Source organism: Sphingomonas sp. BL-S-28 (assembly GCF_055521515.1).
In genome coordinates this window covers 18,532-31,664 of record NZ_CM145483.1, presented here as the reverse complement: position 1 = coordinate 31,664, position 13,133 = coordinate 18,532, and the positions used below count along the sequence as shown (strand labels likewise).

15 protein-coding genes and 1 pseudogene are annotated in these 13,133 nt (G+C 63.1%); 2 read left to right on the top strand and 14 right to left on the bottom strand.

Translation table 11 applies throughout. From position 1 onward, the window contains the following. Positions 1-4: 4 nt before the first annotated feature. From nuoK to ACZ1JC_RS00130, 13 genes and pseudogenes are all read right to left on the bottom strand, one after another. Positions 5-310 (bottom strand): NADH-quinone oxidoreductase subunit NuoK, encoded by a 306-nt coding sequence (nuoK, locus tag ACZ1JC_RS00190; RefSeq protein ID WP_465139919.1) that lies wholly within the window; start codon positions 308-310, stop codon positions 5-7. Continuing rightward, positions 307-924, bottom strand: a complete 618-nt coding sequence (locus ACZ1JC_RS00185; protein ID WP_465139920.1) for an NADH-quinone oxidoreductase subunit J — start codon at positions 922-924, stop codon at positions 307-309. Before ACZ1JC_RS00185 ends, nuoK begins: the two co-directional genes overlap by 4 nt. Before the next feature lie 12 nt (positions 925-936). Beyond that, entirely contained in the window at positions 937-1,422 is a 486-nt protein-coding gene (nuoI, locus tag ACZ1JC_RS00180; protein ID WP_142633994.1) for an NADH-quinone oxidoreductase subunit NuoI, read from the bottom strand. Continuing rightward, positions 1,419-2,462 (bottom strand): NADH-quinone oxidoreductase subunit NuoH, encoded by a 1,044-nt coding sequence (gene nuoH / locus ACZ1JC_RS00175; protein WP_465139921.1) that lies wholly within the window; start codon positions 2,460-2,462, stop codon positions 1,419-1,421. Before nuoH ends, nuoI begins: the two co-directional genes overlap by 4 nt. After that, positions 2,459-4,477, bottom strand: a complete 2,019-nt coding sequence (gene nuoG, locus ACZ1JC_RS00170) for an NADH-quinone oxidoreductase subunit NuoG (RefSeq protein WP_465139922.1) — start codon at positions 4,475-4,477, stop codon at positions 2,459-2,461. Before nuoG ends, nuoH begins: the two co-directional genes overlap by 4 nt. Next, positions 4,477-5,778 carry an NADH-quinone oxidoreductase subunit NuoF gene (gene nuoF / locus ACZ1JC_RS00165; protein ID WP_465139923.1) on the bottom strand — a complete coding sequence of 434 codons (1,302 nt, stop codon included), beginning with the start codon at positions 5,776-5,778 and terminating at the stop codon, positions 4,477-4,479. Before nuoF ends, nuoG begins: the two co-directional genes overlap by 1 nt. After that, entirely contained in the window at positions 5,778-6,446 is a 669-nt protein-coding gene (locus ACZ1JC_RS00160) for a complex I 24 kDa subunit family protein (protein WP_465139924.1), read from the bottom strand. The genes nuoF and ACZ1JC_RS00160 overlap by 1 nt, the downstream gene beginning before the upstream one ends. Beyond that, positions 6,439-6,639 carry a hypothetical protein gene (locus ACZ1JC_RS00155; RefSeq protein ID WP_465139925.1) on the bottom strand — a complete coding sequence of 67 codons (201 nt, stop codon included), beginning with the start codon at positions 6,637-6,639 and terminating at the stop codon, positions 6,439-6,441. The genes ACZ1JC_RS00160 and ACZ1JC_RS00155 overlap by 8 nt, the downstream gene beginning before the upstream one ends. A gap of 13 nt (positions 6,640-6,652) precedes the next feature. Beyond that, positions 6,653-7,003, bottom strand: a complete 351-nt coding sequence (locus tag ACZ1JC_RS00150; protein ID WP_465139926.1) for a nuclear transport factor 2 family protein — start codon at positions 7,001-7,003, stop codon at positions 6,653-6,655. Beyond that, the gene (locus tag ACZ1JC_RS00145; protein ID WP_395334057.1) at positions 7,000-8,205 is read right to left on the bottom strand and encodes an NADH-quinone oxidoreductase subunit D; all 1,206 of its coding nucleotides are present in this window, start codon (positions 8,203-8,205) and stop codon (positions 7,000-7,002) included. Before ACZ1JC_RS00145 ends, ACZ1JC_RS00150 begins: the two co-directional genes overlap by 4 nt. A gap of 20 nt (positions 8,206-8,225) precedes the next feature. After that, a pseudogene (locus ACZ1JC_RS00140) lies at positions 8,226-8,837 on the bottom strand (NADH-quinone oxidoreductase subunit C); the annotation flags it as partial. A gap of 8 nt (positions 8,838-8,845) precedes the next feature. Then, a complete protein-coding gene (locus tag ACZ1JC_RS00135) occupies positions 8,846-9,415 on the bottom strand; it encodes a NuoB/complex I 20 kDa subunit family protein (protein ID WP_395332955.1) in 570 nt (189 codons plus the stop codon). Beyond that, a complete protein-coding gene (locus tag ACZ1JC_RS00130; protein WP_142634012.1) occupies positions 9,412-9,786 on the bottom strand; it encodes an NADH-quinone oxidoreductase subunit A in 375 nt (124 codons plus the stop codon). The genes ACZ1JC_RS00135 and ACZ1JC_RS00130 overlap by 4 nt, the downstream gene beginning before the upstream one ends. Before the next feature lie 436 nt (positions 9,787-10,222). On the opposite strand from ACZ1JC_RS00130, the gene ACZ1JC_RS00125 reads away from it, so the two are divergent. After that, positions 10,223-11,416 carry an acetyl-CoA C-acyltransferase gene (locus ACZ1JC_RS00125; protein ID WP_465139927.1) on the top strand — a complete coding sequence of 398 codons (1,194 nt, stop codon included), beginning with the start codon at positions 10,223-10,225 and terminating at the stop codon, positions 11,414-11,416. 85 nt (positions 11,417-11,501) lie between these two features. Here the strand turns inward: ACZ1JC_RS00125 and ACZ1JC_RS00120 are convergent, their stop codons facing one another. Further along, complete coding sequence (locus ACZ1JC_RS00120) at positions 11,502-12,116, bottom strand: SH3 domain-containing protein (protein ID WP_465148485.1); 615 nt, start codon at positions 12,114-12,116, stop codon at positions 11,502-11,504. Here ACZ1JC_RS00120 and ACZ1JC_RS00115 point away from each other — a divergent pair. Next, positions 12,084-13,103 carry a 2-hydroxyacid dehydrogenase gene (locus ACZ1JC_RS00115; RefSeq protein WP_465139929.1) on the top strand — a complete coding sequence of 340 codons (1,020 nt, stop codon included), beginning with the start codon at positions 12,084-12,086 and terminating at the stop codon, positions 13,101-13,103. The genes ACZ1JC_RS00120 and ACZ1JC_RS00115 overlap by 33 nt on opposite strands. Positions 13,104-13,133 lie beyond the last annotated feature (30 nt).

The following is a 13,133-nucleotide window of genomic DNA, read 5'->3' as shown; positions in this document are numbered from 1 at the left end:
GGCCTTATCCCTTCATCCGGTTGACGTCGTCGACGGCGATGGTGCCGCGGCCACGGAAGTAGATCACGAGGATTGCAAGCCCCACTGCAGCCTCGCCGGCGGCGACCGTAAGCACGAACATCGCGAAGATCTGACCCGTGAGGTCGTGCAGGGCCGCGCTGAACGCGACGAGGTTAAGGTTGACCGCAAGCAGGATCAGTTCGATCGCCATGAGCAGAACGATGACGTTCTTGCGGTTGAGGAAGATGCCGAGGACGCCGAGCACGAAAAGGATCGAGCTCACGACCACGTAATGTTCGATGCCGATCACAGCTGGACCCCCTTGCCGACTTCCGGCTTGACGTTCACGGTCGCTTCGTCGGGACGACGGGCGATCTGCTTGCTGATCTTCTGGCCGCGCGTGTCGCCACGCTGGCGATGGGTCAGCACGATGGCGCCGATCATCGCGACGAGCAGGATCAGGCCCGCGGCTTCGAACAGGAACAAGTAACGGCTGTACATCAGCGCGCCGATTGCTTCGATGTTCGTAGTGCCGGCCGGAGCGGCGTTGGTGCCGTCAGGCGTGCCGAGAATGAGGCTGCCCGACTTGTAAGCGCCGATGCCAAGCACCAATTCGGCAAGCAGGACGACCGCGACGAGAATGCCGAGCGGGAAGTTCTTGACGAACCCGGCCCGCAGCTCGGCAAAATCGATGTCGAGCATCATGACGACGAACAGGAACAGCACCGCGACCGCACCGACGTAGACGATGATGAGCAGCATGGCGATGAATTCGGCACCGGTAAGTACCATGAGCCCGGCGGCGTTGAAGAACGCCAGGATCAGGAACAGCACCGAATGAACCGGGTTGCGCGAGAGGATCGTCGCAGCGGCCGACGCGATGGTCAGCGCAGCGAAGAGATAGAAGGCGATGGTCTGGATCATGTCCGCGGGCCCCTATCGATACGGCGCATCGGCTTCAAGGTTCGCGGCGATCGCACGCTCCCACTTGTCCCCGTTCGCCAGTAGCTTGGCCTTGTCATAGAGCAGTTCTTCGCGCGTTTCGGTCGCGTATTCGAAGTTCGGCCCCTCGACGATGGCGTCCACCGGGCAGGCTTCCTGGCAGAAGCCGCAGTAGATGCACTTCGTCATGTCGATGTCGTAGCGCGTGGTACGGCGCGAACCGTCTTCACGCGGTGCGGCTTCGATCGTGATCGCCTGCGCCGGGCAGATCGCTTCGCACAGCTTGCAGGCGATGCAGCGTTCCTCGCCGTTGGGATAACGGCGCAGGGCGTGCTCACCACGGAAGCGCGGCGAAAGCGGGTTCTTCTCGAAGGGGTAGTTGATCGTCGCCTTGGGCTTGAAGAAATACTTCAAGGTCAGCCAGTGCGCCTTCACGAACTCCCAGAGCGTGAAGCTCTTTATGAGTTGTCCGACGGTCATTGGAAGTGTCCGGTAGCCATGAGGTAGCCGCTGACGAGAACAACGAACAGCAGCGATACGGGCAGGAAGACCTTCCAGCCCAGGCGCATCAACTGGTCATAGCGGTACCGGGGAACGGTGGCCTTGATCCAGCTGAACACGAAGAAGAAGAAGAAGACCTTGAGCAGGAACCAGATGAAGCCCGGCACGAGGTACAGAACGGGGATGTCGAGCGGCGGCAGCCAGCCACCCCAGAACAGCGTCGCGTTGAGCGCGCACATCAGGAGCACGTTGGCATATTCGCCCAGCCAGTAGGCAGCGAAGGCCATCGACGAGTATTCGGTCTGATAACCGGCGACGAGTTCCGATTCCGCTTCGGCAAGGTCGAAGGGGGCGCGCTGCGTTTCCGCAAGGCTGGAAATCAGGAACATCACCCACATCGGGAACAGCAGCGGATTTACAGCGAAAGCATTGAAAATCCAGAAGTGACCCTTCTGCGCCCAGACGATGTCGTTCATGTTGAACGTGCCCGCCCAGAGGACGACGGTAATCAGAATGAAGCCGATCGAGACTTCATACGAGATCATCTGCGCCGAAGCGCGCATCGCGGAGAAGAACGGGTACTTCGAGTTCGAAGCCCAGCCCGCCATGATCGTGCCGTAAACACCCAGCGAGCTGATCGCGAGGATGTAGAGCAGGCCGATGTTGATGTTGGAAACGAAAGCGCCCGAATTGAACGGGATCACCGCCCAGGACAGCAGCGCCAGCGTGAAGGTCACCACCGGGGCGATCAGGAACAGGCCCTTGTTCGCCGCCGAAGGAATGATCGTTTCCTGAAGGAAGACCTTCAGACCGTCCGCAAAGGACTGGAGCAGACCGAACGGGCCGACCACGTTGGGACCACGACGAAGCGCCATGGCGGCCCAGATCTTGCGGTCGACATAGATGATCATCGCCACGGCCAACATCAGCGGCAGCGCGATGAGCAGGACGCCGCAGACGGTGGACACGAACCATGCCCACTCGTAGCTCATCCCGAGAGTTTGGAAGAAAGCGGTCATTCCGCAGCCTCCGCCAGCTCTTCACCGTGCAGCAGTTCAGCCGAACAACGCTGCATGACGGCGCTCGCACGGGCGATCGGGTTGGTCATGTAGAAGTCCTTGATCGGATAAGCGATCTGACCGGCAACGGAACCGCCGCCGAGGGGCAGAACGCTCCCGTAGTCGGCAAGACCTTCGCTGCCAAGTGCAGGAACTTCCTCGATCATTGCGTTTCGCAGTTGATCGAAGGTGTCGAATCCGACGGTCACGCCGAAGGCATCGGCGAGCGCACGCAGGATCGTCCAGTCCTCACGGGCATCGCCCGGTGCGAACACGGCCTTGTCGGCCCACTGCACGCGGCCTTCGGTGTTGACGTAAGTGCCGGCCTTTTCGGTGTAGGCCGAAGCCGGCAGGATCACGTCCGCAGCGTGAGCGCCCTTGTCGCCGTGGTGACCGATGTAGACGATCATCGAACCGGCGAACTGGGTGAAGTCCACTTCGTCGGCACCGAGCGCGAGCAGAACCTTGGGCTTGGCGGCGACGAGGTCGGCGATGCCGCCCTTCTGCGCGTAGCCGAGCATCAGGCCGCCCATGCGGGCCGCCGCCATGTGGAGGACGTTGAAGCCGTTCCACTGGGTGCCGTCTTCAAGATCGCGAACGAGGTTGAACTGGGCGGCGAGCGCGAGGCCCGCTTCCAGACCGCCACGGCCGAGCGCCGCACCGCCGAGGATGACCGCCGGACGCTTGGCGTTCGACAGCGCATCGGCGACGTTCTGCGGAAGATTGCCGAGAACCGAGAGGTCTTCGCCCAGGAATTCGCCGCCGAAGGTGGTTTCCCATTCGGGACCGACGAGGAACACCTTGGCGCCGCGCTTCACCGCCTTGCGCAGGCGAACGTTTAGCAGCGGTGCTTCCCAGCGCACCTGGCTGCCCGCGATCAGGATCGCGTCAGCCGTCTCGATACCCGAGAACGTGGTGTTGAAGTTGACGGCAGCCAGGTTGTCGGCCGCGTAGTCCATCCCGGTCTGGCGACCTTCGATGAGCTTCGAACCGAGCGCGCCGACCAGCTTCTTGGCGGCGAACATCGTTTCGCAATCGACCATGTCGCCAGCGACGGCGGCGATCGAGTTGCCCGGGTTCAGCGTGGCGATGGCAGCGAACGCCTCGTTCCAGCTGACCGCGACGAGCTTGCCGTCACGGCGCAGGAACGGCTTGTCGAGACGGCGCTTGGTAAGCCCGTCGACCATGTAGCGCGCCTTGTCGCTGATCCATTCCTCGTTCACGTCATCGTTGTTACGAGGAAGCACGCGCAGCACTTCGCGGCCACGTGCATCGATACGGATGTTGGCGCCGGTGGCGTCAGACACGTCGATGCCCAGCGTCTTCTTGAGTTCCCAGGGACGGGCCTCGAAAGCGTAGGGACGCGAGGTGAGCGCGCCGACCGGGCACAGGTCGATCACGTTGGCCGACATCTCGTGCTTGGCAGCATGTTCGAGATAGGTCGTGATCTGCATGCTCTCGCCGCGATAGAGCGCGCCGATCTCGTCCACGCCGGCGATCTCTTCCGAGAAGCGCACGCAGCGGGTGCAGTGGATGCAGCGCGTCATCGTGGTCTTGATGAGCGGGCCCATGTACTTTTCAGTGACCGCGCGCTTGTTCTCGTCATAGCGCGAAGCGCCGCGACCGTAAGCGACGGACTGGTCCTGAAGGTCGCACTCGCCGCCCTGATCGCAGATCGGGCAGTCGAGCGGGTGGTTGATGAGGAGGAACTCCATCACCCCTTCCCGCGCCTTCTTGACCATTTCGGAATCCGTGCGGATTTCCTGGCCTTCGGCGGCCGGAAGCGCGCACGAAGCCTGGGGCTTCGGCGGTCCGGGCTTCACTTCGACCAGGCACATGCGGCAGTTGCCGGCGATGCTCAGGCGTTCGTGGTAGCAGAAGCGCGGGATTTCCTTGCCGGCAAGCTCACAGGCCTGCAGCACGGTTGCGCCGGTGGGGACGTCGATCTCGACGCCGTCGACTTTGACCTTGGGCATTACTCGGCAGCCTCGCGGACGTTTTCGGCGATCCGGCGCTCAAGCTCCGGACGGAAATGACGGATCAGGCCCTGGATCGGCCACGCCGCAGCGTCGCCCAGAGCGCAGATGGTGTGGCCTTCGACCTGCTTGGTCACCTGCTGCAGCATGTCGATTTCCTCGACTTCCGCGTCGCCTGTGCGCAGGCGCTCCATCACGCGCCACATCCAGCCCGTGCCTTCGCGGCAGGGGGTGCATTGGCCGCAGGACTCGTGCTTGTAGAAGTACGAGATGCGGCTGATGGCGCGGACGATGTCGGTGGACTTGTCCATGACGATGACGGCAGCGGTACCGAGGCCCGAACCGACGGCGCGCAGGCCGTCGAAGTCCATCGGCGCATCCCAGATCTCCGCAGCCGGAACCAGCGGAACCGACGAACCGCCGGGGATTACCGCCAGCAGGTTGTCCTTACCGCCGCGAATACCGCCGCAGTGACGCTCGATCAGTTCGCTGAACGGGATCGACATCTCTTCCTCGACCACGCAGGGACGGTTCACGTGCCCGCTGATCTGGAAGAGCTTGGTGCCCTTGTTGTTCTCACGGCCGAAGCTGGAGAACCACGCGGCGCCGCGACGCAGAATCGTCGGCGCAACGGCGATCGATTCGACGTTGTTCACCGTGGTCGGACAGCCGTAGAGGCCTGCGCCGGCCGGGAACGGCGGCTTCAGGCGGGGCTGGCCCTTCTTGCCTTCGAGGCTTTCGATCATCGCGGTTTCTTCGCCGCAGATGTAAGCGCCGGCGCCGCGGTGGACGAAGACGTCGAAGTCGTAACCCGAACCGCAGGCGTTCTTGCCCAGCAGGCCGGCTGCGTAAGCCTCTTCACGCGCCGCAAACAGCGTCTCTGCCTCGCGGATGTATTCGCCGCGAATGTAGATGTAGGCCGCGCGCGCACCCATTGCGAAGCCCGCGACCAGCGCGCCTTCGAACAGGAGATGCGGGTCATGGCGCATGATCTCGCGATCCTTGCACGAACCGGGTTCGGATTCGTCCGCATTGATCACGAGGAAGCTGGGCTTGGGATTGCCGTGCTGGTCGAGCGGCGGCTGCTTGGGCATGAAGGACCACTTCATGCCGGTCGGGAAGCCCGCACCGCCGCGGCCGCGCAGACCCGAAGCCTTCATCTCGTCGATGATGGCGTCACGGCCGCGCTCGATCAGCGCCTTGGTGTTGTCCCAGGCGCCGCGCGCCTGCGCTTCCTTCAGGTTCCACGGTTGATAGCCGTAGAGGTTGGTGAAGATGCGGTCTTTATCGAGGAGAGCCATTACCACTCACTCCGATAGTCATGGTTTTCGGTGATCATGGCCGCCAGGTTGGTCGGCTCGCCCACCGGTTCGACGGTGTGACGGGCAGGATCCTGGGTGCCGGCCTTGGGCGTTTCACCACGAGCCAGCGCGTCCAGCACCGCATTGAGGCGCTCGGAGGTGAGGTCTTCGTAGTTGTCGTCGTTGATCTGGACCATCGGGGCCGAGGCGCAGTTGCCCATGCACTCGACCTCGGTGAACGACCAGAGGCCGTCTTCCGAGATGTGGCCCTTCTTCATGCCGCGCGACTTGCAGGTCGCCAGCAGATCGTCCGATCCGCGCAGCATGCACGGCGTAGTGCCGCAGACCTGCACGTGGAAACGGCCGATCGGCGCGATGTTGTACATCGTGTAGAAGGTCGCGACCTCAACCACGCGGATGATCGGCATGTCGAGATAAGCGGCGATGTATTCCATCACCGGAATCGGCAGCCAGCCCTGCGTGTTCAGCTCGGCGCCAACCTGGCGCTGGGCGAGATCGAGCAGCGGCATCACGGCCGAGCGCTGGCGCCCTTCCGGATACCGCGCGACGACTTCCTTCGCCTTTTCGGCGTTTTCCGGAGTCCAGGCAAAATTGCCCCAACGCGCCCGCAGTTCGGGCGTATCGGGTTCGATATAGCGGTCAGCCATGCTTACCTCTGCGCTTCAGCCACTGGTCCTGGCCGAAAAGAAACAATTCGAAGCCGCCAATCGCAGTCACCATCATCGGCAGCACGGCCGAAGGCTGGAATGCGAGGTAGACGGCGGCAAAATACCAGACCGCGAGCGCCACACCGGTGACAGCGGCCCAGATGCGGGTCAGTTCGAGAGTGTTGAACTTCACCGGATGATCTCCCTCACCGGATGAACTCGACGCGTGAGCACTTGTCGCCCTCGAAGCTGTAGACGGCGAGAACGTCGAACGGCTCGACGAGATCGGAACCGTCCGTCGCCGGGCCACGCGTCACGTGCTCACGGAAGACGACATAATTGTCGGTCTCTTCGCGCGAGACGATCACGGCCTTGTTCTCGGGCCACTTGGCGAAAGCCGCCTTGAGGCCTGAGCGCGTGCCTTCCTTGCCCTCACGAACCACAGCGCCGCGATAGTTCGCTTCGCTGGCTTCGTCGGTCATAAAGGTCACGTACAGATCGGCGTCCTGCGCGTTGTAGGCGGCGATCATGGCTTCGGCGACAGCAAGCTTGCTCAACGGTCGCACTCCCCGAACACCACGTCGATGGCGCCCAGAATGGCGGTCGCGTCGGGGAGCATGTGCCCCTTCGACATGAAGTCCATCGCCTGGAGGTGCGAGAAGGCGGTCGGGCGGATCTTGCAGCGATACGGCTTGTTCGAGCCGTCCGACACCAGATAGACGCCAAATTCGCCCTTCGGGCTTTCCGTGGCGACATAGACTTCACCGGCCGGCACGTGGAAGCCTTCGGTGTAGAGCTTGAAGTGATGGATCAGCGATTCCATCGACTGCTTCATCTCACCGCGCTTGGGCGGAACCACCTTGCGGTCGGAAGAAGCAACCGGGCCTTCGGGCATCTGCGCCAGGCACTGCTTCATGATCTTGGCCGACTGGCGCACTTCCTCGACGCGGACCATGAAACGGTCGTAGCAGTCAGAGTTGGTGCCGACGGGGATCTCGAAGTCCATGCGGTCATAGACGTCGTAAGGCTGCGACTTGCGGATATCCCAGGGGATGCCCGCGCCGCGGATCATCGGGCCCGAGAAGCCCCATGCCAGCGCGTCTTCCTTGCTCACCAGCGCGATATCGACATTGCGCTGCTTGAAGATGCGGTTGTCGACTACGAGGCTCATCGCGTCCTCGAACAGCTCCGGCAGGCGCGTATCGAGCCAGTCGGCGATGTCGGTCAGCAGCTTCAGCGGCACGTCCTGATGGACGCCGCCGGGGCGGAACCAGGCCGAGTGCATGCGTGCGCCCGATGCGCGTTCGAAGAAGTTGAGGCAGTCCTCGCGGATTTCGAACAGCCACAGGTTCGGGGTCATCGCGCCCACGTCCATGACGTGCGAGCCGATGTTGAGCATGTGGTTGCAGATGCGGGTCAGCTCGGCGAACAGCACGCGCAGATACTGCGCGCGGATCGGCACTTCGAGGTTGAGCAGCTTCTCGACCGCGAGGACGTAGGAATGCTCCATGCCCAGCGGCGAGCAGTAGTCCAGACGATCGAAATACGGCAGCGCCTGAAGATACGTCTTGTGCTCGATCAGCTTTTCGGTGCCGCGGTGAAGCAGGCCGACGTGCGGGTCGATGCGCTCGATGATCTCGCCATCGAGTTCCATGACCATGCGCAGAACGCCGTGGGCCGCCGGGTGCTGCGGGCCGAAGTTGATCGTGTAGTTGGTGATGACTTCGTCGCCGGTGGTCGGCGACTGCTCAAGCAACATGCTCACGCTTTGTCTCCTTCGGCCTTTTCATCGCCCGGAAGCACGTATTCGGCGCCTTCCCACGGACTCATGAAGTCGAACTGGCGCAGATCCTGCGCAAGCTTGACCGGCTCGTAGACCACGCGCTGTTCCTCTTCCGAGTAACGCAGTTCGACATGGCCGGTGAGCGGGAAGTCCTTGCGGAACGGGTGCCCTTCGAAGCCATAGTCGGTGAGGATGCGGCGCAGGTCCGGGTTGCCGGCGAAGATCACGCCGTACATGTCGAACACTTCGCGCTCCAGCCAGCCCGCGTTGGGCCACAGCGTGGTCACGGTCGGCACCGGGGTGCTTTCGGCGGCGTTCACCTTCACCATCAGGCGATGGTTCTTCGTCACCGAGAGCAGCATGTAGACGACTTCGAAACGCTCAGGCCGCGATGGATAATCGACGCCGGCCATTTCCATCAACTGCTGGTATTCGTGATGGTCACGCAGCAGCCGAAGGGCGTTTTCGATCTGGTCACGCGCGACGGTGAGCACGACTTCGCCATGCTCTTCCTTGCTCGCCTCGACCATGGTGCCCAGCGCGGCCGAGAGCGTCTCGATCACACCTTCATTCGAAGCGAACTTCGGGGCGGAATGCAGAACGGTCATCGTCGTCCTTACCTGGCAAGCGCGCCGACGCGGCGGATCTTACGCTGCAACTGCATCACGCCATAGAGCAGCGCTTCGGCAGTCGGCGGGCAGCCCGGCACGTAGATGTCGACCGGAACGATCCGGTCGCAACCGCGCACGACGCTGTAGCTGTAGTGATAGTAGCCGCCGCCGTTGGCGCACGAGCCCATCGAGATGACGTACTTCGGGTCCGACATCTGATCGTAGACCTTGCGGAGCGCCGGGGCCATCTTGTTGCAGAGCGTACCGGCCACGATCATCACGTCCGACTGCCGCGGGGACGCGCGCGGCGCGGCGCCGAAGCGCTCCATGTCGTAACGCGGCATGTTCACGTGGATCATCTCGACCGCGCAGCAGGCGAGGCCGAACGTCATCCACCACAGCGAACCGGTGCGGGCCCACTGGAACAGTTCCTCGGTCGAGGTGACGAGGAAGCCCTTGTCGGACACTTCCTGGTTGAGGTCCTTGAAAAAGGACTGATCGGGCGGCGTGATCGCGCCGCCCTGGCTTGCAGCCGGCGCCAGAGGCTGGCCGGCGGAGTTAACGAGCGTGCTCATTCCCAGTCCAGAGCTCCCTTCTTCCATGCATAGGCGAGGCCGATGGCCAGTTCACCGAGGAACACCATCATCGTCAGCCAACCGGCCCAACCGGTCAGCTTGAGCGAAACGGCCCAGGGGAACAGGAACGCGGCTTCAAGGTCGAAGACGATGAAAAGGATCGCCACGAGATAGAAGCGCACATCGAACTGGCTGCGCGGGTCTTCAAACGCGGGAAACCCGCACTCGTACTCGCTGTTCTTGTCGGCACTCGGATTGTGCGTGCCGGTCAGGCGCGAAACGGCCAGCGGCAGGAGCACGATCACCGACGAGAGCGCAAGCGCGATCACGAGGAAGATCAGAATCGGCAGGTATTGTGACAGATCAGTCAATGGTTCTGGCCTCATACCGGATTACGGCAGCCGGACTCATGCCATAAGGCAACGCCCGGTCGTTGCGGGCGTCCTTAGGCCAGCCCTCCCCCTATCGCAAGGTGTCCGATGGGAATATTCGGCCCGATTTCGCCGCGTTGCAACACGTTCGCAATAAGGCAGCATCCAGACATGCAACGCTACCATCCGACATCATCCGGAAACCCGCAGAACCCTGCGGGATAGGCCGCATACTACACGCAAACGCCCTTTCGCCTCACAGATGCAAGATTTCGCAGCCAGGTTGCGAAAAACGACGCTGTCGGGAACTGCCCAACGCCACGGGGATGGAGCATCTTCCCGTCCGTTATCGCCAGAGTCGCCAATTGCAATTGATGCAGCGCAACACTAGTTCACCTGCCAAGGATACCTGTTTTCCAGCGTGAAAGGCATAATAATGGCCCAGATCTCGGTTTCGGACCCGATTGTCATTCTTTCTTATGCGCGTACCCCGATGGGCGGCCTGCAGGGCTCGCTCGCGGAAGTTTCGGCCACCGACCTCGGCGCAACTGCGGTAAAGGCCGCTCTCGAGCGTGCCGGTGTTGCCGGTGACGATATCGAACGCATCTATATGGGATGCGTATTGCCGGCCGGTCTCGGCCAGGCCCCGGCCCGTCAGGCGGCGATCAAGGCCGGCCTGCCGAAGTCGGTGCAGGCCACCACGGTCAACAAGGTCTGCGGATCGGGCATGCAAACGGTGATCATGGGCGCCGAGGCTCTCGCTTCCGGCTCGCTGGACGTGATCATCGCCGGCGGCATGGAATCGATGACCAATGCGCCGTACCTGTCGAAGAAGCACCGCTCGGGCGCGCGCGCCGGGCATGACACCCTGTACGATCACATGTTCCTCGACGGCCTTGAAGACGCCTACGAAGGGGGCTCGATGGGTTCCTTCGCGCAAGTGACGGCCGACGAATACCAGCTGACCCGCGAAAACCAGGATGACTACTCGATCGAGTCGCTGCGCCGCGCGCAAGAAGCGATCGCCAACGGATCGTTCAAGGAAGAAGTCGTCCCCGTCACCGTGAAGACCCGCAAGGGCGATCTGGTGATCGACACCGACGAGCAGCCGCCGAAGGGCAATCCGGACAAGATCCGCACGCTGAAGGCCGCCTTCGCCAAGGACGGCACGATCACCGCCGCCACCTCCAGCTCGATCTCGGACGGTGCCGCTGCCGTGGTGATGACCCGCAAGAGCGTGGCGGATGCCAAGGGCCTTGCCCCGGTCGCCACCGTGGTGGGGGTTGCCGCCCATGCACAGGAACCGGCGAAGTTCACCACAGCGCCGGTCGGCGCGATCACCAAGCTGATGGACAAGGTGGGCTGGCAGCTTTCGGACGTGGATCTGTTCGAAGTGAACGAAGCTTTCGCCTGCGTGGCCATGTTCGCGATGCACGATCTTGGCATCCCGCATGACAAGGTGAACGTCCACGGCGGCGCGACCGCCCTCGGCCACCCGATCGGTGCTTCGGGCACGCGCATCATCGTCACCCTCATCAACGCCCTGAAGGAAAAGGGCCTGAAGAAGGGTGTCGCCTCGCTCTGCATCGGCGGCGGCGAAGCCACGGCGGTGGCAATCGAACTCGCCTGATCAGGCTCACACGGCTCTCAAGAAGAAACCCCCGCCGGCGACGGCGGGGGTTTTTCTTTTACGTCGAACGCTTGGTCCGGAAGTCTCAGAGCGAGCCGGCGCCCCATAGCTGATCCTGTTCGACGAACCCCTTGTGCCCGGCAACGTCGAAGGGGCACCAGCCTTCCTTGCATTCGCCGAGCATTCCCACCACGCCGGGCTCGACGCGCCAGAGCATGGCGGACGATGCTTTCGGCTCGGCATGCATCTCGATCACGCCTTTAGAACGGACGATGGCCGAGCGCGAGCGGGACAGCAGCAGATCGCGCATCCAGCCTTGCGCGCCGTCGGGATCCTCGACCAAGCGCCACGGACCTTCGCGCCGGATCACTTTCACCGGCAAATGCTGCCGGCGATACACCCAGTCGATCCGGTAGGATTCTCCCGGCCCAACGCGAAGATTGGCGATATCGGCATCGATCGAGGCCCAATAGGGCACCTTGCCATCATCGGCGGCCGCGGCAGGGCTCGCCACGACAAAGGCCAGGCCGGCGGCAATCGCGGCATAGGCGGCCGCACGCAGCGGGAAGGTTTTTCCTCGAGACATGGCAGGTTCATACATTGCCGCATCGCCTTGCTTCAAGGCCGCTTGACCCGCCGCCTGTGGAAGGCCTAGCCCGTTTCCGACATGACCCTGGTTACCGAGACCGAATTGGCCCATCGCCCCGGTGGACGCCCTCGCGTCGTCGTCACGCGGCGCCTGCTTCCTGCGGTCGAGGCCCGGATGGCAGAATTGTTCGACGTGACGCTGAACCGCACCGATACGCCGATGTCGCGCGATGCGCTGGCCAAGGCGATGCAAGAGTGCGACGTCCTGGTCCCCACGGTAACCGATCGCATCGATTCGGATCTGATCGCCCAAGCCGGAGAAGGCTTCGGAATGATCGCCAATTTTGGGGCGGGCACCGAACATATCGACGTGGAAGCGGCACGCGCGCGCGGGATCGTCGTCACCAATACCCCCGGCGTCTTCACGGACGACACCGCCGACCTCACACTGGCGCTGATTCTCTTCACGATGCGTCGTTTCGGCGAAAATCAGGCATTGCTCCATGCGGGGCAATGGAGTGGATGGGGCCCTTCGGCGATGCTGGGCCACGGGCTTTCGGGCAAGCGACTCGGTATCGTCGGCATGGGGCGGATCGGCCAAGCCGTTGCCCATCGCGCGCGCGCTTTCGGGCTGGAAGTGACGTATCACAACCGCCGGCGGCTGCCTTCCGCGCTGGAAACCATGTTCGGCGCCCGTTTTGAAGCCGATCTGGACCGACTTGTCGCCGAAAGCGATATCCTGACGCTCCATTGCCCGGCCCTGCCCGATGGCGTGCCGCTGATCGACGCCGAACGCCTTGCCCGCATGAAATCCACGGCCTGCCTCATCAATACCGGCCGCGGCCGACTGGTGGATGAAGAGGCGCTGATCGCCGCGCTTTCCGAAGGCCGCATCGGCGGGGCGGGGCTGGACGTCTTCGCCAATGAGCCCGATATCGATCCCCGGCTGCTGGCCCTTCCCCGCCTTGTGGCGCTCCCCCACCTCGGCAGCGCCACGTTCGAGGGGCGCGGCGCTGCGGGTGAGCGGATCATCGCCAACATCCGCTTCTGGGTCGACGGCCATCGCCCGCCGGACCAGGTGCTTCCCGAATTGCCCTGATGCGCCCGGCGCCAGCCCCGCAGCGCCGCT

Bases quoted from the DNA above. Each gene is read 5' to 3' on its own strand.
- nuoH (WP_465139921.1), bottom strand. From the start codon at position 2,462: ATGACCGCTTTCTTCCAAACTCTCGGGATGAGCTACGAGTGGGCATGG.
- ACZ1JC_RS00160 (WP_465139924.1), bottom strand. From the start codon at position 6,446: ATGGCTGACCGCTATATCGAACCCGATACGCCCGAACTGCGGGCGCGT.
- ACZ1JC_RS00135 (WP_395332955.1), bottom strand. From the start codon at position 9,415: ATGAGCACGCTCGTTAACTCCGCCGGCCAGCCTCTGGCGCCGGCTGCA.
- ACZ1JC_RS00120 (WP_465148485.1), bottom strand. From the start codon at position 12,116: ATGGGCCAATTCGGTCTCGGTAACCAGGGTCATGTCGGAAACGGGCTA.
- ACZ1JC_RS00115 (WP_465139929.1), top strand. From the start codon at position 12,084: ATGACCCTGGTTACCGAGACCGAATTGGCCCATCGCCCCGGTGGACGC.
- ACZ1JC_RS00185 (WP_465139920.1), bottom strand. From the start codon at position 924: ATGATCCAGACCATCGCCTTCTATCTCTTCGCTGCGCTGACCATCGCG.
- ACZ1JC_RS00145 (WP_395334057.1), bottom strand. From the start codon at position 8,205: ATGTTGCTTGAGCAGTCGCCGACCACCGGCGACGAAGTCATCACCAAC.
- nuoI (WP_142633994.1), bottom strand. From the start codon at position 1,422: ATGACCGTCGGACAACTCATAAAGAGCTTCACGCTCTGGGAGTTCGTG.
- nuoG (WP_465139922.1), bottom strand. From the start codon at position 4,477: ATGCCCAAGGTCAAAGTCGACGGCGTCGAGATCGACGTCCCCACCGGC.
- nuoF (WP_465139923.1), bottom strand. From the start codon at position 5,778: ATGGCTCTCCTCGATAAAGACCGCATCTTCACCAACCTCTACGGCTAT.
- ACZ1JC_RS00125 (WP_465139927.1), top strand. From the start codon at position 10,223: ATGGCCCAGATCTCGGTTTCGGACCCGATTGTCATTCTTTCTTATGCG.